This window comes from Flavobacterium sp. GCM10022190 (genome assembly GCF_042656445.1).
Lineage (GTDB): Bacteria > Bacteroidota > Bacteroidia > Flavobacteriales > Flavobacteriaceae > Flavobacterium > Flavobacterium nitratireducens.
In genome coordinates, this window is record NZ_JBHSOQ010000002.1 from 98,093 (window position 1) to 119,153 (window position 21,061).

At 34.0% G+C, this 21,061-nt stretch carries 14 protein-coding genes; 1 reads left to right on the forward strand and 13 read right to left on the reverse strand.

The features are described 5' to 3' along the window. Positions 1-33 precede the first annotated feature (33 nt). The 4 genes from ACFPTQ_RS07475 to ACFPTQ_RS07490 form a co-directional block, all read right to left on the reverse strand. Entirely contained in the window at positions 34-2,274 is a 2,241-nt protein-coding gene (locus tag ACFPTQ_RS07475; protein WP_379775812.1) for a cation:proton antiporter, read from the reverse strand. A 144-nt stretch (positions 2,275-2,418) separates the two neighbouring features. After that, positions 2,419-3,765: an adenylosuccinate lyase gene (gene purB / locus ACFPTQ_RS07480; protein WP_379775816.1), complete on the reverse strand. Its 1,347-nt coding sequence runs from the start codon at positions 3,763-3,765 to the stop codon at positions 2,419-2,421. Between the two features lie 154 nt (positions 3,766-3,919). Continuing rightward, positions 3,920-4,615: an SIR2 family NAD-dependent protein deacylase gene (locus ACFPTQ_RS07485; protein ID WP_379775819.1), complete on the reverse strand. Its 696-nt coding sequence runs from the start codon at positions 4,613-4,615 to the stop codon at positions 3,920-3,922. Position 4,616: 1 nt separating this feature from the next. Then, positions 4,617-5,138 (reverse strand): GNAT family N-acetyltransferase, encoded by a 522-nt coding sequence (locus tag ACFPTQ_RS07490; RefSeq protein WP_278035339.1) that lies wholly within the window; start codon positions 5,136-5,138, stop codon positions 4,617-4,619. A 119-nt stretch (positions 5,139-5,257) separates the two neighbouring features. On the opposite strand from ACFPTQ_RS07490, the gene ACFPTQ_RS07495 reads away from it, so the two are divergent. Then, positions 5,258-5,923 (forward strand): TrmH family RNA methyltransferase, encoded by a 666-nt coding sequence (locus ACFPTQ_RS07495; RefSeq protein WP_379775824.1) that lies wholly within the window; start codon positions 5,258-5,260, stop codon positions 5,921-5,923. 219 nt (positions 5,924-6,142) lie between these two features. On the opposite strand, the gene ACFPTQ_RS07500 is transcribed toward ACFPTQ_RS07495, so the two are convergent. From ACFPTQ_RS07500 to ACFPTQ_RS07540, 9 genes are all read right to left on the reverse strand, one after another. Next, entirely contained in the window at positions 6,143-7,738 is a 1,596-nt protein-coding gene (locus ACFPTQ_RS07500) for a PepSY-associated TM helix domain-containing protein (RefSeq protein WP_379775827.1), read from the reverse strand. A gap of 93 nt (positions 7,739-7,831) precedes the next feature. Beyond that, positions 7,832-9,991 (reverse strand): TonB-dependent receptor, encoded by a 2,160-nt coding sequence (locus tag ACFPTQ_RS07505; protein ID WP_379775830.1) that lies wholly within the window; start codon positions 9,989-9,991, stop codon positions 7,832-7,834. 89 nt (positions 9,992-10,080) lie between these two features. Then, complete coding sequence (locus ACFPTQ_RS07510) at positions 10,081-10,458, reverse strand: hypothetical protein (protein ID WP_379775832.1); 378 nt, start codon at positions 10,456-10,458, stop codon at positions 10,081-10,083. Positions 10,459-10,670: 212 nt separating this feature from the next. After that, positions 10,671-14,381 (reverse strand): hypothetical protein, encoded by a 3,711-nt coding sequence (locus ACFPTQ_RS07515; RefSeq protein WP_379775835.1) that lies wholly within the window; start codon positions 14,379-14,381, stop codon positions 10,671-10,673. A gap of 419 nt (positions 14,382-14,800) precedes the next feature. Continuing rightward, positions 14,801-18,148, reverse strand: a complete 3,348-nt coding sequence (gene secA, locus ACFPTQ_RS07520) for a preprotein translocase subunit SecA (RefSeq protein WP_379775838.1) — start codon at positions 18,146-18,148, stop codon at positions 14,801-14,803. 80 nt (positions 18,149-18,228) lie between these two features. After that, complete coding sequence (locus tag ACFPTQ_RS07525; protein ID WP_007138072.1) at positions 18,229-18,450, reverse strand: DUF2795 domain-containing protein; 222 nt, start codon at positions 18,448-18,450, stop codon at positions 18,229-18,231. A 163-nt stretch (positions 18,451-18,613) separates the two neighbouring features. Further along, a complete protein-coding gene (locus ACFPTQ_RS07530; protein WP_379775841.1) occupies positions 18,614-19,183 on the reverse strand; it encodes a cob(I)yrinic acid a,c-diamide adenosyltransferase in 570 nt (189 codons plus the stop codon). A 91-nt stretch (positions 19,184-19,274) separates the two neighbouring features. Further along, positions 19,275-19,979 carry an ABC transporter ATP-binding protein gene (locus ACFPTQ_RS07535; RefSeq protein ID WP_379775844.1) on the reverse strand — a complete coding sequence of 235 codons (705 nt, stop codon included), beginning with the start codon at positions 19,977-19,979 and terminating at the stop codon, positions 19,275-19,277. A 115-nt stretch (positions 19,980-20,094) separates the two neighbouring features. Next, on the reverse strand, positions 20,095-20,898 hold the full coding sequence (locus tag ACFPTQ_RS07540) for an O-methyltransferase (RefSeq protein ID WP_379775847.1): 804 nt from the start codon (positions 20,896-20,898) through the stop codon (positions 20,095-20,097). Between the last annotated feature and the right edge of the window lie 163 nt (positions 20,899-21,061).

The following is a 21,061-nucleotide window of genomic DNA, read 5'->3' on the forward strand; positions in this document are numbered from 1 at the left end:
GGCATTTTCTACTTTAAATTATTTGTAAAAGACTTATTCTTTGAACAATTCGGACATTAATTTTTTACTTCCTACAATCCAGAGCAAATCATTTCTTTCCAAAATAATATTAGATTCTGGATTTAAGATTCGGTTTCCTTTGCGTTCGATGCTAACCACTAAACCATTTGTACGTTCTCTTAATTTTGATTGACCAACAGTTTGACCAATGAATTCTTCATTTTTTAATTGAATTTGACGTAAAATTATTTCGTCAGGAACTGTTTTTTTAGGAATTTCTACCTCGTGTTGTTTTAAAAAGTTTGCAAATTCTTTTACTTGCGCATCTGAACCAATCACGCAAATTTCATCTCCAGGAAATATACGTTCGGTTTTATTTGGAATTTGAATCACAATTTCACCACGTTTAATATAAGCGATGTTCACACCCAATAATTCCCTCATTTTAATTTCGCGTAATGTTTTTCCAGCTAAATTGGATTCTTTTGAAATTTCAAATGTTGTCATGTGGCCATCCCAAGAAGTCAAATAGGCATAATGACGGTCTATCTTTTTTTCTTCTCTATCATTAAGGTTTGTAAGGAAATGACTTTCTATTTTATGATATTGTTCGTGTAATTTTTTAGGGAAAAGCAAATAAATAACAATGGCGATAATTAAAGCAAAAAAGGCAATTACAGGGGAGAAAAAGATGTTAAGTAAGAATCCAATATAGAAAACGGCCAATGCCATTCGGAAAAAGAATAGCATTAAAATAGGTCCTCGGTATCTTTTTTCTTCAAATAACAAGTCAACTTCTTTTACAGCAACTCTTCTAAGGGAGAGCGCCCATAAGAAAGGTGAAATAATAACTATTGTAATTAAAGCCGCAATTGCATTTCCGAATTTAGAATTTTCTACTAATGGCAATACAAATTTAGACGACATCAAAATGATTGAAGTGATGATAATAGTGTGTAAAAGGATTTGTACTAAATGGGCACGAATAACCACTTGCCAGGTACTTACAGATCGAATGGCTTGAGCATTGGAGCTATAACGGGCAATTCTTTTGGTCCATTTTCGAGGTAATTCTCGTTCTAAAAACACCGAAAATGGGACAGCCATTTTAATCATAAATGGGGTAGTAAATGTGGTTACAGCCGAAACAGCAACTACTACGGGATAAAGGAAATCACTAGTTACATTCATTGTCATGCCCAGTGTAGCGATGATAAAAGAGAATTCGCCTATTTGGGATAAACTCATTCCTGTTTGAACCGATTGTTTAAGCGGTTGTCCAGAAATGATAGCACCAATTGTAGAGCTAATAGATTGTCCAAAAATGGTAACAAAAGTCAAAATTACCACTGGAATAGCATACTCGTACAAAGTATGAGGGTTGATTAACATACCTACCGATACAAAAAATACGGCTCCAAATAAATCCTTGACAGGTTTGATTAAATGTTCGATATGTTCTGCATGTGTTGTTTCGGCTATGATAGAACCCATAATAAAAGCACCTAATGCAGGTGAAAAACCTACGTTTGATGCAAGTATTACCATCATTAAACACAAAGCCAATGATAGAATCAACAGCATTTCGTCGGTGAGTAGATGCTTTGTTTTTTTTAATAAAGTAGGAATGAAAAAAATACCACCCACAAACCAAGCAATTAAGAAGAAGCCTAATTTGAAAACCGACATAATTAATTCGCTTCCCGAAAATTGTTGACTAACCGCAACTGTAGATAATAATACCATCATTAAGATGGCTACAATGTCTTGTACAATAAGGGAACCAATTACAATTCCGGCAAATTGTTGGGCTTTTACTTTTAATTCATCAAATGTTTTTAAAATAATAGTGGTGGAGGAAATAGAAAGAATTACGCCTAAGAATATAGAATCCATTTGCTTCCAGCCCATCCATTTTCCGACCAGAAAACCCACTAATACCATGGTGATAATTTGAGTAATAGCTGTTATTGAGGCCGTTCCGCCTACTTTCATTAACTTTTTGAAGCTAAATTCAAGTCCTAAACTGAATAATAAAATGATAACCCCAATTTCTGCCCAAACTTCAACACTGTGTACATCTTTGACAGATGGGAAAAAATCAAAATGGTTTCCTGCTAAAAATCCAGCAATCAAATAGCCAAGAACTAGTGGTTGTTTAATTTTTTTAAACAGCAAAACAGCAATACCAGCCGTCATAAGGATTAATCCTAAGTCACTAATTAGGGGTTTTAGATGTTGGGTTGCTTCTGCAACTGTGGCAACTGTACTCATATATGATTGTTTTTTGCAATAGTGCTAAAAATACTAAAAGCAGTTTTGATGTGCAATTTTAGTGTGCAATTAACATAGATTTATAAAAAAATCCCGTCCTGAAAATTATCGGGACGGGACTTGGTATAGGTTGATGAGCAATAATTAAATCCCAATAAAATTACTTGGAGTAATTTGTAATAATTCAGTTTTGATTGCATCAGAAACTTCTAATGTACCAATGAATTCATGGATTGATTTTTTAGTAATTGCCTCGTTTGTTCTTGTTAAACCTTTTAATGCTTCGTAAGGATTTGGATAGGCCTCACGACGTAAAATCGTTTGGATTGCTTCCGCTACTACCGCCCAGTTGTTTTCTAAATCTTCGTGGAATTTAGCTTCGTTTAGTAACAATTTATTCAATCCTTTTAAAGTTGCTTCAAAAGCAATGATGGTATGTCCCATTGGTACACCTATATTTCTTAAAACAGTACTATCAGTCAAGTCACGTTGTAATCTTGAAATAGGCAATTTAGCCGATAAGTGTTCGAAAATAGCGTTAGCAATTCCTAGGTTTCCTTCTGAATTTTCAAAATCAATAGGGTTTACTTTGTGTGGCATTGCTGAAGAACCAATTTCTCCTGCTTTGATTTTTTGTTTAAAATATTCCATTGAAACATAGGTCCAGATATCACGATCTAAGTCGATGATGATATTGTTAATGCGTTTCAAAGTGTCAAAAAAGGCTGCAAAATGATCGTAGTGCTCAATTTGAGTCGTAGGGAATGAATGGTGTAAACCTAAATTTTCTTCTACGAATTTAGTTCCAAATTGCTTCCAGTCAATTTGTGGGTAAGCTACGTGGTGCGCATTGTAGTTTCCTGTTGCTCCACCAAATTTAGCAGCAAATGGAACATTGAATAACAAACGCATTTGCTCTTCAATACGCTCCACAAAAACCATGATTTCTTTTCCTAAACGGGTAGGTGAGGCCGGTTGTCCGTGTGTACGGGCGAGCATAGGAACAGCCGCCCATTCTGTAGCCAACTCTTTTAATTTAGCAATCACCGCAATTAACGAAGGCATGTACACTTTTTCAAAAGCTTCTTTTGTAGAAAGCGGAATAGCCGTGTTGTTGATATCTTGAGAAGTTAATCCAAAGTGGATAAACTCTTTGTGTTCCGATAAACCTAATTTTTCAAAAGCATCTTTGATAAAATACTCTACCGCTTTAACGTCGTGATTAGTAACTTTCTCTGTTTCTTTAATCCAAAGGGCATCTTCAGTAGAAAAGTTTTTGTAGATATTGCGTAAACTGTCAAATAAATTTGGGTTTACATTTTTTAATTGTGGCAAAGGCACTTCGCACAGCGCAATAAAATATTCAATTTCTACCAAAACACGGTACTTGATTAGTGCTTCTTCAGAGAAAAAAGGGGCTAATGAAAGGGTTTTATTTCTATATCTTCCATCAATAGGAGAAATAGCATTCAATTCGTTTAAAGTCGTCATCGTTGTATTATGCTAATAGAGTTGTTATTTAGTCCGTGATACAAAGTTGTATTTTGGTGCTATTTTTTTGAAAGGCACAAATATAATGAGAAGTTAGAAGTTAGCCGTTAGAAGTTAGAAGTTTTTTGCCATTTAGTTGTATTTTTTCCTCTTTTTATTGGAATTGCGCTAATAATTGGTTTTTTAAAAGCGGAACACCTTCCGAGGCTACCATCGGAATTGTTTTTAGCGAATTTCTTAAGTTAGGAATTGCAATAGGATTGGGGTCTATATAAAAAATAGGGGTTTTGGCTGAAACATAATCTAGCAGTCCTGCTGCAGGATAAACCTGCAAAGAGGTTCCAATAACAGCAAAATAATCTGCCCCTTCCGTAATCGCTATGGCTTCTTCAAAAGCAGGAACAGCCTCACCAAACCAAACAATATGGGGGCGTAACTGATGATTGAAGCTGTCTACATTGCCTAAATTCAGATCGCCCTCCCAGTCTAAAATGTATTTTGGATTTTTGGTGCTTCTCACTTTTCGAAGTTCACCATGCAAATGCAGTACTTTTTTACTTCCAGCACGTTCGTGCAAATCATCTACATTTTGAGTAATGATATGTACGTCAAAATGAATTTGAAGTTGCGCTAGTTCGCGATGTCCTAAATTGGGTTTGACATCATTAAGTTGGCGTCTTCGCTGATTGTAAAAATCCAGAACCAATTCAGGATTTTTTCGCCATCCTTCTGGTGATGCCACTTCCATTACATCGTGTCCTTCCCAGAGCCCATCGCTATCTCTGAAAGTTTTAATGCCACTTTCGGCACTGATTCCTGCTCCGGTAAGTATTACTAACTTTTTCTTCATTTTATTTTAAGATTAATTTCATCAGTAAATCGGTTTGTTCATCATTGCCTAATTTAAAAAGATGTTTGTCAAATTCAATAAAACCATTCTTTTTATAAAAATTTAAGGCTCTGTGATTTTCTTCCCAAACGCCTAACCAAAGATAATTTAAGTTGTGAATTTTAGCTATTTGTAATGCCTGATTGTATAATAACTGGCCAATTTTAGCACCGTGAAATTCTTTTAAAACATAGATGCGTTCTATTTCCAGACCATTTTCGTCTTTAAGTTCAGTTTGTGCTTTAGCAAAATTTACTTTTAGATATCCAAGAGGTTCCTTGTTAAGAATGGCAAAGTAAAATTCAGAATTTGGATTTGATAATTCAGAAGTAAGCTTATTAATAGAAAATTTATCTTCTAAATATTGTTTCATGTTTTCTTCAGAATTCATTTCGGCAAAAGTTTCTAGAAATGTTTGTGTCCCTATTTTTTGTAGTTGCTCTATTTCGGTAACTGTTACTTTTTTTATTTCTATCGCATCCATGTTTTGTTGTTTTTCTACGAATTTAGTTAAAGTTTTTTGATGATAGAAGTAAGCTATTCTTTTTGATTGAAATAGAAAAAAGATAAAAAATGTATTTTTGCGCCAAAATTTAGAGCATCATGATTGATTTAGATTACCTCGCTTACCTTGAAACCATAATAACTGACCATCGTAAAGAACGCTTTCTGGAAGTTTTAGAAAACCGAACCAAGCACTTTACAGTTGCTGTTGAAGATGTGTATCAGTTGCATAATACCTCTGCGGTGATGCGCAGTTGCGAGGTTTTTGGAATCCAGGAATTGAATGTAATCGAGCAGCGTTTTGGAAAACGAATTGATAAGCAAATTGCTATGGGAGCCCAAAAATGGGTGGATATCATCCGTCATGATTCGGTAAAGGGTTGTATCACTTCTTTAAAAGAGAAAGGTTACCAAATTATCGCTACAACACCGCATGAACAAGATTGTACGCTGGAAAAATTTGATATCAGCAAACCAAGCGCAATCTTTTTTGGAACAGAAAAAGAAGGTCTTTCGGAAGAAGTGATGCAAAATGCGGATGGTTTTTTAAAAATTCCAATGGTAGGTTTTACCGAAAGTTTGAATATTTCAGTCTCGGCAGCTATTATTATTCAGGATTTAACCAATAGACTACGACGTTCGGATATCGATTGGAAATTGACCGAAGAGGAGATTTTACAAAAGCGTTTGGATTGGTCCCGCAATTCGATTCGAAATATTAAAGGAATTGAAGCTCGTTATTACGAGGAGAATCCTAGACAATAGTTTTGCTTAACCGCAAAGAGCACAAAGTTTTACGCAAAGTTCGCAAAGAAAAATTTGTGAAAATTTGTGTAATCTGTGGTAAAATTAATTAACAGTAAAGAGAGTGAAAGATTTCATTTTTTAAATAAAAACGCAAAGTTAGCAAAGCTTTGTGTCCTTTGCGTTTTCACAACACAACTTACAAAAAAACTCGGCGAACTTTGCGGTAAAAATATATTTCTATTTCTTTATAAACATGATTAATCCCAACACGCTTACAATTAAAATACAAAGTGCAGCCAGAACCATCGATAAATCTCGGATATTTTTCCCGGCCCAATCCATAAAAAGGAATTTGTGGAATATGGCAAAAGAATAACCTTCAAGCATATCTGAACTTTTCACTTTGGCAGCCAGTCGTGAAGTGGCCGTTTCTATGAAATAAGTGGTTTTTTCAGGAGTGTCATACGCTAATTTTACAACAGGTAAACGCTTGTTTACAAACCCATATTCTCTGCTTTCAAAATCAGTTATTAGTTTCGATTCTACTAATTTTACATTTTCCAATGAAGTTTCGGCTTCTTCTGGAATTTCAGGATTCATCATTTCGCAACAAGGGGCTTTTGGAGCGCCATCGGTAAAATAATAGGCCAAAAAATCGGCGTATTGGAAATCTAAATTTGGAGCAATTTTGTTCGTTGTTGCGTTAATATAAACTACTTCCGTTTTTGGAGCGTCCATTTTGTTCCATTTCGAATTGGAATCGAACTTTGGTTTTTTGAATTTGCTTTTCGTTTTTTCTTCTAATTGGCAACGGTAATAAATACTATCATTGAAAGCAATTAAACTCGCATTTTGAAAACGGTTCCAGTCGATATTCAGTTTTGTATTTGCTAGAGTAATATCCGAAGTTTTAAAAGTAGGCTCGTATACCATTTGCGAAAGCGTATACGGATCCCATTTGGTTGTGGCGTGATAAGCTCCGCTAAAAGCAAAAGTCAGCGTAAATAAGGAAATCCAAATTCCGATTTGACGGTGGTATTTTCGAATTCCTTTTTTAGGCTGCAAGCTATCGGCTTTTTTGAATTGTTTCCACAAAAATCCATAAATTAGGATTCCACTAATGGCTGAAAATCCAATGATGGACAACAAGAAAGTCATCGTAATGATACGAATACTATTGTTGCTAATCGCATCTATAAACGACCAGTTGTGAAAGGTATCAAAGAACCAGATGAAAAATTGTCTGGAAGTAGGATTAAAAGTAGCCAACTTACTGGAGGATGTTTCAACATAGATTTCCATCCCGTCTGGACGGTCAAAACTCAGTTTGTAAACCGGTAAATAACGGTTCACATATTTGTATTGACGGTCAAATTCGGTGATGAGTTCGCTCTTTTTTACGGCATTTTTTTGATCATCCAGAAAATAGCGGGATAAGTATTCTGCATAGATAAGGTCTCCGTTTTCAAGTTCTTTTCCATTCGAAGCATTAAAATAATGCAAATCACCAATGCTATTTTTGACTTGGTAATACATGGTGTTATTGAAAGTAACAATTCGGAAGTTTCTAAATTCTTTTATGTTGTTTTGGTTTAACACTTCCTGAAGGGATAATCCTAAATCTGTTGGTTTTACGTTTTGAATTTCTAGTTTTTCATGAGCAATTTCAGGCTTGAAAAAGTGAGCCATAAATGGGTGCATCAAACCTGACAAAGTCCAGAAAATAACAGGTATAATGGTGATGATTCCAATAGCGCGATGCCATTGGTACATATGCTGTTTTATTTTTTTGACTAATTTGGAGTCTTTCTTTTTGTTGTTTTTCTTGCTCATTGTTGAGGTTTTTAACCATTAAGAAATTAAGATTATTAAGCCTGAAACTTGAAAATTTAGTAACTTCTTAATGGTTTATTTTATCTTGTTCAATTATTTTTTTAGGCAAAGGCTGTATTGAATTCCGACTAAAAAAGTCCTTGGAGCTGCGGCAACATAGGTAGTTTGTGCATTGGCTGTATTTCCTCTCGATAAATTATAAGCATACAATTTATCCGCTAGATTCATTACATTTCCGTAGATTTCGATATTGTTGTATTTGTAACCAAAACGCGCATTAAAAATATCATAACCTTTGTATTTAGCCGTGTTGATTTGGTTTTGGTAATAACTACCTACCGATTGCCATTCGATAGCAGTTCTGAAATTTGGCAGCCAATTTGGGTAATAACTCACTTCGGAATTTCCACTCCATCTCGGAGCCTGAGGCATTTCATAACCTCCTAAATTTTGCAAAGCATCAGCAGAGTTGTCCGAAAGTTGGAAATCAATATAACGGTGTTTGGCTACAGTTCCGCCCATGCGGATGTTCCATTGCGTATTTGGACGGAAATTGAAACCTAATTCAATTCCTTTATGGTTCGTTTTCCCTGCAGAGCGATAATCGGTGGAGCTGTCTTCCAAGCGAACACTTAGCAATTCGTTTTTGCCATCCATATAATAAAAAGCGTAGTCAAGAGTAAGTTTGTTGCTTATTAAATTCATCCATCCGCCTAATTCGTAATTTTCAAAAGAGGCTGGTTTTAAATTGTAATAAAACGCAGCAGGAACTTCTGTACTGCCTCCAGTGCCTGTTTTGGCTCTGAAAATAGAAGTGATATTAGGAGGCGAAAATCCCTGTGAATAGTTGCCGTAAAAACCAGCATTTTTGAATGGGTTGTAATTTATTCCCGCTTTGAAAGTGAATTTATTGTAGTTTTTATTTCCTGTCGAAAGGTCTAAGGCGTTTTCGTAATTAATTTTCATCGCATCATAACGAGCTCCTACGTTAAAGGTCAATTCTTCAATTGGGCTAAAGCTAAATTGTTTAAAAATGGCCGTGTTGTAGATATTGGCTGTATAATTGGCTAGTTTGGTTTCAGGGTGTTCCGCTACAATTTCGTACTTGTTTACCGTTTGTTGACCTGGCGTTCCTGGATTTAAAGTTGCTTTCAGATTGATTAAATACGACCAATATGTTACTGGTGAATAATCGTATAAGACGCCGCTGACCATGGTTGTGTTCCAAAAATTGAATTTTTGAGTGTGTTGCCCGATAACACCATAACTTTTAAAGTTATTTGAATTCACTTCGCCTGTTGCTGTTGTTGGGTTTTTGGTAGCGCTCCAGCGGATTCCATAAGAAGGATTCTGACCTAATTTATTGTCACGGTGGTAAACGGTTATATACGAATTCGCATTGGGATTCCATTCGTGTTCTAAGGTTAATCTCGTACGTAAAGCATCCGATTTTCGATAGGTAAAATCAGAAGTGCTTTTATAGCTTCTGTTGTAAAAATCGGTTTCATTGACACCGCCACTCATGTCCGAATAGTATTTTCCAATCATGGTATTGCTTATCAAACGGGTTTTGTCGTTGATGTTGTAATCGACTAGGATGTTTAGATTGTCTTTGTTGTAATCCGAATAGGTCATCCAAGAATTCTCCTGAAGACTTGAAATTCCAGCAATGTGAAACCCAATTTTACCCAGAGTAGCTCCAGCGGCAGTCTGAATTCTTTTATAGCCCCATTGGTCGGCTTGAAGGCCAAATTTAAACGTAGGATAAAAAGAAGGTTTTTGCGAAATCAAATTGACAGTTCCGCCTACCGCTTCTGGTCCGTATAAAGAAGAAACAGGCCCTTTTACGACTTCAATGCTTTCCAAATTGAATTGGTTGATTTCTAATAAGGCATTGTGATTAAAGATTCCCAAAGGACGAATTGGCAAACCGTCTTCTAAATACAAATAATAGGCATTGGTAGTCATGGGCTGGCGAATAGCCATCATGTTTTGTTCGTTGCCTAAATTTACCATTAAAACGCCAGGCGTTTTATTGATGATTTCGTAAGCCGCAACCGCTTTGGTTTCGTTGATAGTTTTAGCGGATAGTTTGCTAATGGCAACAGGAGTTTCTCTGCGTTTAGTTTCTGTACGATTGGCCGTAATAAAAACGTCGTCTAATTTTTCAACATTTGTAGTGTCGATTTTGCTTTTGTTTTGCGCAACAGCAAATTGGCTTATAGCAAATAAAGCCAAGAATATATTTTTCATTTTCAATGATATAAATTAAGAATAACACGTTTTTCTTGGATATAGTCCAAGAAAATGAACTTCCATAAAGGAAAGAGCAGTACTAAAATTTATATCAAATAGGAAGGAGGTCGGAAAGAAGGAAGCGTTACCGAAACGGTTTTCTTTTCCAGAGTATAGCAATTTGGTTTTGCTACCAAATTGTTTTCAATTAAGGTATATTCGGCAACGAAAGGTGTAAGTACATAAACCAAATCGACTTTGTTGTCCAGATTGTTTTGCATTTTTCGTTCGTTGTCCTCGTATTTTTTTAAGCTTTTTTGCAGTTCGCATCGACCGTTACAGGTATTGTCAACCAATTTACGTTGCACACAAATGGTTTTGGCAATTTCGTCCTGATGCAATTTGAATGAGGTATAAACAAAGAAGCTACCAAAAGAAGGTAGTAACAAAAGAATAGAAAGGACTATGCTAAATAAGGTCTTCAAAAGGGCTTTTTTGTTTTCGTGTGCAAAACTACAGATAAATATTTTTTTAGGGCGTTTTTTTAACAGAAAAAAAAGTATATTTTATCCCCAAACTTGTCATTCCGAAGAATGAGGAATCTCATCCAGTATTTTTAATTTTTTCTTGTTATTGTGGGCACGGATTGCAAATCCGCGCTAATGTTTGTGTTTATATCCGCTCGATTGGGGATTGGTTATTTTCGTTTGTGATTTACCCTAAAATCAGAATCTATTTCAGAAAAAGAAGAAATATATCTTTTATTAGCTAAAACATTTAATAGTTCCAAATTATCTTTGTCTTGGGGAATTCTAGCTTTTGAGCTTGTATCTGTGATCCTGGCATAGTTTCCTCCTAAATTTGTCAGGAATGATTCAATGAAAGATAGGTTATATTTGCTTGAATTTTTAACAAATAATCTTATTCGCTCTTTAATAGGAATTTGATTGTTTACAAGAATGTAATTTAAAACATTATCACTAACAGCAAAGATATTATCCGTTACAAGAATTGTACTTATCAGTTTTATATTGCTATTAGTGAAAATTGTTTCTTCAGAACAAGTATTCAATATTTTTAATTTATCAGAATTGTTAAGTAAAGAAGATTTCAAGATTAATTTCAAATCATCACTGTCAAATGTGAGCTGATCTATGATTTTAAAATAATCATTTTTTCTTTTTTCGAGTAGATAAATATTTAATCCATCAGATTTTTCTTTTAATGAATTAAAACTCTCGATAGTAGGATTAACACAATTACTATTAATAAGTGACTTAATTTTGTTGTCAGATATTTCCTCAAATCTTAAATCGCTATACCACCATGGACTGGATTTAGTAATTAAATAGTACGATTGATCTTCGATCTTGTCCATTTGAAGTAACTTTTTCCAAAATCTGCCATAAACATTTTTAGAATTTACCTCTTTAGGAATTTTAATTTTTGACAATTCTTCTGCATTTTGAATTAGATTGATGAATCCAATACTCGATTCTGATATTTCTGATTCAGTTTTTTCTTCTTCTGCATCTTCAATAGTTTGGTTATTATATTCGAAAAGTAAATTTTCCCAAGAAGGAAATAATTTATTGTTTTCAAGTAATATAGGATACAATCTGGAATCTTCAATGGTTGAGAGCTTTGTTATCGTAGTTTCCATTTGTGAAATGACAGATTTTTTGTTATCAATGTCTATATTTTCATTGTTTAGTAAAGAGATAAGATACTCCTCTTTCTCATTTACATTAGTAGATATTTTTAAGTACACGTTTTCAATATAATTATCTATGTTTGCTTCAATATATTGAATTAATTGATCTGTTTTTGAGGTCTTAATTGCAAAGTAGTTTGAGTTATCAAATTCTACTTGGTTAAATTCTCCGAACTTTTTAATTAAGGAAGCAACCATTTCAATATTTAATTGATAATAGTTACCCTTGTAAATGAAATATAGCATTTCATCAGAAGAATTTTCAAAATCAATTTTGCTAAAACTTACTTTTAATTCTTCAATAACTTTTTTAAGCTTATTATGCTTCTTGGTAATATTTAAAAATAATGGATCGGAAAGAATAAGCTTTGTAAAAGAAGATTGCTTTGAAATAGCGAAGATGTTTTTAATATCTCCATACTCAATTATACTTTTGAAAATGGAATTTTTTAAATCTTCCGAGAAATCAGGATTTGATTCTATAAATCCCCATATATTACTCCATTTGGCGCAGAGTATTTTTATAAATTCATCTAATTTTTGTGATGTTTCAAAATATCCTTTTATGAACTCAATGGAGATTATTGATTCATCTTTCAGTTTGTTAAAAATTGATTCTAATTGAGAGACATATGTATTAGGATGATAAAGTAAGTAATCTAAAATGTCATAATTCAATACATACTCTGTCTGAAAATCAAGCGGATTAATTTTTAAAAGTAATTTTTCAATTTTAGATAATTTGTAATCAAACGGTTGTTTTATCGAGTTCTTGACACTAATATGAAATTGATAATCAGACCGTGTTATGCTTTCTTCATGGAATAGCGATATATAGTCGATGTAATCTTCCGCTATATAGCCATTTCTTAATAGAATGGTTAAAAAATTTTTGTTGTAGTTGTCGCTTAATTCTATTTCAGGTAATTGACCAGTTCTCAGTAAATCGGCTATTTTAGTGATTCTAGTTTTTTGTTTTTGCTTTTCTAACTCTTGAATTTTATTTTTTAAGGAATTAATCTTGCCATTTTTAATTTCCGTAAGCTGTTTTTCCTTCTCTGAATAAGATTTATCTTGATCGATGAGATTTTCAATAGTACTAAATTTTGAGTTGGGAGTAAGATTTCGAGTATCAGTTCTTCCAAAGTATTCATTGAACCTAATTTGTTCATATTTGAAATTATTTGTTTTTAAATATTCAAAATTTGCTGTTTCCACAATCTCATCTATTGATAATATATTGTTATTTATGACAAATGATTTGAAACCTGGTAAAGTTTCAATTATTCTAACTACATACAGTAATCTTAAATCATTTATATTACTTATGAATAAACTCTCATATTCTTTAATTTGATCTTTATATTCCTCTATTTTAGTATCTACTTCACTAATTGAGTTTTTAATAAAAATAGCTTTTGAACTAAAAATAGTATAGAGATCACCATCGTTACAACTGAGCTTCATAAAATCATTAGGGTATATGTTTTTATAAGTAATTATGGCGAATAACTTGTCTTGATTTAGATTTTCGTTTAACTTTTTACTGTACAAATAGAATTCGTTAGAAATATTATGAAGTAAGCGCATATCATCTATAAAGAAGGATATATCTTCAATTAAATTATCACTCAATTCATACTGAAACTGATTTTTCTTTTTTAGTAATATTTCGCTCGAATTAGATGAATTTATTACCGGAATTACAGGGATAATAAAATCAAAAAATTTTGTTCGCTCTTTATCAGTAAACATATCATCTCTTACAGCGTAAACAAAAACTATTTCTTTACGTTTTGTTTTTTCTGAATTGTTTAGAAGTAAGTTAACTTCTCTTAGTTTAGTAAAGATTTCAGTTTCTCGAAATCTGTCTAAATCCTCAATTATGACAACATTATAAGGTCTTATGGAAAAAAAATAAAGAATTTCATCAATGTGATGATTTAAAATAGACTTATTTAAATTTTCACCGACACCGATTTCTGCATTTTGTATTTTAAGCTTATTGATTGTTATAGCACTAATAACCCTTACTGATTTTAATATTATGAAGAATATACCTAAAGTTATTATAAAGATTCCACTATAGTGGATAATATCGCATAGGTTGTTGCTGATTGCAATATCTTTAAAAATACTTTGAATGAAGTATGGATAGAAATAATTATAAATTGCTAATAGAAATAATAAGTATCCTAAAGAAATGAAGAATAGTTTTTTTACACTATAGCTTTTTATTTTTTTGAATCTTGAATCAGGAATTTTATTGTCTTCTTCATGGTAAAAAATCTGTTCTAATATACTTGTTTCAATAAGTCTTAATAGTTCGGTTTTGTCAACTTTAATTTCTTTACCGTTTTCGTCAAACTCAGGTTTTTCCTCTTTAAAGGTTGCTAAGGAAATATTCAGAAATTTTAAATCATTTCCTTTATAATTTTTCTGAAATGTTTTTAAGATACTACTTTTTCCAGCCCCGTATGAACCTGTTAAAGCAATATTCTTAATATCTTTTTCCTTTCTATTTTTTAATGCCCATAATAAAGCTCTTGAATAATGTCCATTCTCATCACCATTGTCAATTGGAGATAAGGAAGTATAAGCTAAATTTTCTTCATTATCATTACTGTACTTCAATCGAATTGATTCAAGGTGTTTTATTATTTTGTCAATTAATTTAATTAGTTTTTTCTTCATTTAAAGAATTTTAATTCCTAGCTAAATTTTGTTTAATCATTGCTTATTAGTGAAAAAAGGTAAAATTAGAATATTTATATGTTGTTTAGATATGATGAATCAAGGTTTTGTTAATTATCGATACATAATTTTTTCTTTTTCAAATATATACAAAATATCTTAATAAAAATATAAGTTCTCAAATAGCCCCGATAGAGCCGATATCCTCTGAGTAAAGCGAAGAGATAAAGGCGAAAGCGGGAGGGAAGTGTATTGAAAGCACAATAGAACTGCTCCAAAAAAATGATAAGAGATTCAGCAACAAGTTCAGGGATTCTGAAACAAGTTCAGAATAAAAAAAATCCCCAACTACTTTCGTAATCGGGGACTCATTTATTTATACGTCTGCTAACTGCCGACTGCTAACTGCTTTCTGAAAACTATTCGTTAACAATAACCCATTCGCCAGTGGCTAATAAAGCTTCGGCTTTTTTGTATTTCATAGATTCTGTTTTACCAGTAGCAATTTGAAGTACCGTTACCGTATCGTTACGATTGATTTTTGGCATCTCTCTTACGATAGTTTCGGTTACCTGACGTTGTTGTGTTTCGCCAGCTTCACGGTTCATGTTTTCGCTGTTAGGGATTTCGTCTTTAGATAATTGTAATTTTTCTTTTGGACGTTCGATCTCTCTAGCTTCTTCAATGTTTGGAGCTGATTGTTGTGGTAAATCGCCTTTGAATAAGAACGAAATCACTTCTTTGTTAATTCCATTCAACATGTTGTTGAATAGGTTGAACGCTTCAAACTTATAGATAAGCAAAGGATCTTTTTGCTCGTGAACGGCTAATTGAACTGATTGTTTCAATTCGTCCATTTTGCGTAAGTGTTTTTTCCAAGCTTCGTCAACGATGGCCAAAGTGATGTTTTTCTCAAAATCAGCTACTAATTGTCTTCCTTCAGTTTCGTAAGCTTTCTTTAAATCGGTTACAACGCTCAAGGTTTTTACACCATCAGTAAATGGTACCACGATACGCTCAAATTGATTGTTAGGATCTTCGAAAATGTTTTTTACAATTGGGAATGCTTCTCTGGCACTACGTTCGCATTTTTCGTTGTAGTATTTTAAAGCCTCTTTGTATACTTTACCAGTTAATTCTATTTCGTTTAGTTTAGCAAATTCAGCCTCAGTCACTGGTGAAGTGATAGAGAAATAACGAATTAAATCAAATTCAAATGTTTTGAAATCACTTGCTGCTTTTGTATTTTGAACGAATAATTCGCAGGTGTCATACAACATGTTTGCGATATCCAGTTTTAAACGCTCACCAAATAAGGCATGACGACGACGTTTGTACACTACTTCACGTTGTGCGTTCATTACGTCATCGTATTCTAATAAACGTTTACGAACACCAAAGTTGTTTTCTTCTACTTTTTTCTGCGCACGCTCAATAGACTTAGTCATCATAGAATGCTGAATTACTTCGCCTTCTTCTAATCCCATACGGTCCATTACTTTGGCTACTCTTTCAGAACCAAATAAACGCATCAAGTTATCCTCAAGAGAAACATAAAACTGAGAACTTCCCGGATCTCCTTGACGACCTGCACGACCACGTAACTGACGGTCAACACGACGCGAATCATGACGCTCCGTACCTACAATGGCTAAACCTCCAGCTGCTTTTACTTCCGGTGATAATTTAATATCGGTACCACGACCAGCCATGTTAGTAGCAATAGTTACTACTCCGGCTTTTCCTGCTTCCTCAACGATTTGTGCTTCCTGCTTGTGCATTTTGGCATTCAATACGTTGTGAGTGATACCTCTCATCTTAAGCATACGGCTTAATAATTCAGAGATTTCAACTGATGTTGTACCAATCAATACCGGACGACCTGCTTTAGATAATTCGGTTACATCTTCGATTACAGCGTTGAATTTTTCGCGAGTTGTTTTGTAGATGAAATCTTCTTTGTCATGTCTTGCAATTGGACGGTTTGTTGGGATTTCCACCACGTCTAATTTGTAGATTTCCCAAAGCTCACCAGCTTCCGTTACAGCAGTACCAGTCATACCGGCAAGTTTGTTGTACATTCTGAAGTAGTTTTGCAAAGTTACCGTTGCAAAAGTTTGGGTAGCTGCTTCGATTTTTACGTTTTCTTTTGCTTCAATCGCTTGGTGTAATCCGTCAGAATAACGACGTCCATCCATGATACGACCTGTTTGCTCATCGACAATCAAAATTTTGTTGTCCATGATTACATATTCTACGTCTTTTTCGAATAGGGTATAGGCTTTTAAAAGTTGCGTTAAGGTGTGGATACGCTCGCTTTTTACGCTGAAATCTTGAAACAATCTTTCTTTTGCTTCCGCTTCCGCATCTTTTTCTAATTTTTGTTTCTCGATGTTGGCAATCTCCGTTCCGATATCTGGTAAAACGAAGAAATCAGCATCGGTATCTCCAGAAAGGAATTTGATTCCGTTATCGGTCAATTCTACTTGATTGTTTTTTTCTTCGATTACAAAATACAATGCTTCGTCAACCTTTGGCATTTCGCGGTTGTTGTCTTGCATGTATTGGTTTTCTGTTTTTTGAAGCAATTGTTTGATTCCTTCTTCACTTAAAAACTTAATTAAAGCTTTGTTTTTAGGTAAACTTCTGTAGGCTCTTAAAAGCATGAAACCACCATCTTTAGTGTTTCCTTCTTTGATTAATTTTTTAGCCTCAGTTAAGAATCCTGTTGCTAATTGACGTTGTAAACCAACTAATGTTTCGATTTTTGGTTTCAATTCTAGGAATTCGTGACGGTCTCCCTGAGGAACTGGTCCAGAAATAATTAATGGGGTTCTGGCATCATCAATTAATACCGAATCCACCTCATCGACAATCGCAAAGTTGTGTTTTCTTTGTACCAAGTCTGATGGCGAATGTGCCATGTTGTCTCTTAGGTAGTCAAAACCAAATTCGTTGTTGGTTCCATAAGTAATATCAGCATCATAGGCTTTCTTTCTGCCTTCTGAATTCGGTTGGTGATTGTCGATACAGTCAACAGTCATTCCGTGGAATTCGAATAAAGGTGCTTTCCATGCGCTATCACGTTTTGCTAAGTAGTCGTTCACGGTTACTAAGTGTACTCCGTTTCCAGTTAAAGCATTTAAGTATAAAGGAAGAGTCGCTACTAAAGTTTTTCCTTCCCCTGTTTGCATTTCGGAAACCTTACCTTGGTGCAATACCATACCACCAATTAACTGTACGTCGTAGTGAATCATATCCCAGGTAATGTCTTTACCGGCAGCATTCCATTTGTTTAACCAAATGGCTTTATCTCCTTCAATACGTACGTAGCTTTTTGAGCCTGAAAATTCACGGTCTCTAGCCGTAGCAGTAACGGTTATTTCTTCGTTTTCTTTAAAACGTCTTGCAGTTTCTTTTACAACGGCAAAAGCTTCTGGAAGAATTTCCATTAAGGTTTTCTCAGAAACAGCATAAGCTTCTTTTTCTAAGTTATCAATTTCAGTGTAAATGTCTTCTCTTTTGTCGATATCTTCGATACCCTCAACTTCTGTTTTAAGAGTAGCAATTTTAGCATCAATAGCAGCGCGGGATTCTGTAATTTTTTCTTTGAAGAATATAGTGCGTGCTCTTAATTCATCATTTGATAAACTGATTAAGTTGCTTTCAAAAGTTTTAATTTTATTTAAGTAGGGTTGCAAAGACTTCACGTCTTTCTCGGATTTATCGCCTACAAAAATTTTGATAATGCTGTTTATGAAACTCATAATGTTTGTATTTCTAAAATTGTTTTTTTCTCTTTAATTGAACAAAAAAAAAGCCTCTTTTGAGACTTTTTCTTTGTTTTTTAATATTCATCCTCGTTCCAAAGGTAATCTTCGTCTGTAGGATAGTCTGGCCAAATTTCTTCCATTGACTCATATATTTCGCCTTCATCTTCAATAGATTGTAGGTTCTCTACTACCTCTAATGGAGCTCCTGCACGTATAGCGTAATCAATAAGTTCGTCTTTGTTAGCAGGCCATGGTGCATCACTAAGATAGGATGCTAATTCTAATGTCCAATACATCTTTTGTCGATTTAGTTTTGTGCAAAAATAAATTTTTTACTGAAAAAGGCAAGTAAAAAATCATTTATTTTAAAAAAAAATAAGAACGTCTTTTTTTAGTGTTCAGTTTTCCGTTTTTTAGCGTTCAGATTGGTACTGTTCATTGCATTCTGATGACTGACTACTATTTCCTTGGAATCCACTTGACTTCCTCGGCGTTTAAATCAAGCGACAACTTTCGTGCCAACACAAAAAGATAGTCAGAAAGTCGGTTTAAATAGCTGATTGTAATCTCAGGAATGCTCTCATTATGACTTAAATGAACGGTTATACGCTCGGCACGGCGACAAATACAGCGTGCAATATGACAATGTGACACGGTAGGATGTCCGCCTGGGAGAACAAAATGAGTCATTGGAGGCAATTTGCTTTCCATTAGGTCTATTTCTTTTTCTAAAAATTCAATATCCGAATCGACAATACCTAAATTTTGCAATCGTGCGCTACCATTTTTTAAAATAGCTTTATCCTCAGGTGTGGCTAATAAAGCACCCACAGTAAATAGCCTATCCTGAATTTCGATCAATATGTCTTTGTAATGCGCATCGATATCTTGATCACGAATCAAGCCAATGTAGGAATTGAGTTCATCGACCGTTCCATAACTTTCAATGCGGATATGGTCTTTTGGCACAGGAGTCCCTCCAAATAAGGAAGTACTACCTTTGTCGCCTGTTTTGGTGTATATTTTCATTTAGTAAAAAGTTAAGTGTTATAGGTTAGAAGTAAGATGTTTGTAGAGAAAAAACATATTATTAATAATTGGAATTTGAAACTTCAAACCCTTAACTCTTAACTTCTAACTTTTTTCTGGTATCACTTTCAATCATTCCATCTCGTAAACGAATGACACGATGTGCATAAGCGGCAATTTCTTCTTCGTGAGTGACCAAAATAACCGTATTTCCATTTGCATGAATATCGTTAAAAAGGTTCATGATTTCGATAGAAGTTTTAGAGTCAAGATTTCCTGTTGGTTCGTCAGCAAGAATAATAGAAGGTTTGTTGACCAAGGCACGAGCCACCGCTACACGCTGGCGTTGCCCCCCAGAAAGCTGGTTGGGCTGATGATCCATACGGTCAGCAAGATTAACTTGTTTCAATACTTCGATAGCTCTTTTGTTGCGTTCTTCTTTTGGATAACCGGCATAAATCATGGGTAAAGCTACATTGTCCAGTGCAGTAGTTCGCGGTAATAGATTGAAAGTTTGAAAAACAAATCCTATTTCTTTATTACGGATTTCGGCCAGCTCATCATCTCTCATTTTACTGACATCTTTTCCGTTTAAAATATAGGTTCCAGAAGTAGGAGTGTCTAAACAGCCCAGAAGATTCATTAACGTCGATTTTCCAGAGCCTGAAGGTCCCATTAGTGCCACATATTCTCCTTTGTTGATTTCTAAATCGATTCCTTTTAAAACGTACACAATTTCATCTCCTAGTTCAAAATTACGTTTGATATTGGCTATTTTAATTAATGGTTCACTCATTTTTCAGTTTCGATTTAGATTGTTTTTTTCGATAAACCAAAGCTAAAAAATCATTTACTAAAAAGTAGCTTCTATTGTGAAAAACTTATGATTTATAATACAAATTAATAGTGAGTTAGACACGAATGATAAAATGTTCTTTAGGTTGTTCTCTTCTGAAGAAAACCAATCCCCATTGGAACGTATCAATAGTTACAGAAACTTTTGGGTGTTTTTTGATGCTTTCCCAAGCTATTTCCATTTCGGCAGACCAATGAATATCATCAAAAATCCAAACGGAGTCATTGTTAATAGTAGGTAATAATTTTTCGAAATAATCTAAAGTAGCTTCTTTTGAATGATTACCGTCAAAATAGATTAAGTTATAAGTTGACAGTTGTGAATTGACAGTTGATAGGAAATTATTGAATTCGGTTGTAATGCATTTTACGTTATTGATATTGTCCCTCGACTCCGCTCGAGATGACAGCGTTACTAATTGTTTTTGTGCAACTGCCATTGTATTTTGGCAACCTTCTAAAGTGGTAATTGAAGCATTTTTATTTCCTAAAGCAAGAGCAGAAGTAGCCAAACCTAATGAAGTGCCTAATTCCAGTATATTTTCGGGTTGGAAATAATTAGTAATTCTAAATAATAATCGAGCTCTTTTTTTTGAAATTCCAGCTGTTTTGGCGATTTGTCTTATAGCTCTGGTATTTGATTTAAAAACTTTGGAACCTGCTCCAAAATCGGTTACTTCAATGCTGTTTTTGTTTTCCAATAAAGTCTTGCGGTAATTATCTAAAAGGGGATATTCAGCTTTCTTTTTCTTATCATAAAAGCATTTGGTTATCAGACTAAAAACAAAAGGGGAGTGCACCGCATGTTCGTTTTTTGAATGCCAAAGGAATTTTAGATAGGCTTTAATTTGGAAAAACATGGATTTTAGAGTTTAATTTTTAGCTAAAAAAAGCCGCAGATTTAAAGATTTACGCCGAATGATTTCTATCTTACTTATAATATTTAAACGCAAAGGACACAAAGAAAGATTATTCTTTTGTCTAAAAAAAGATCGCAAAGCTTTGAGAACTTTCTGAACTTTG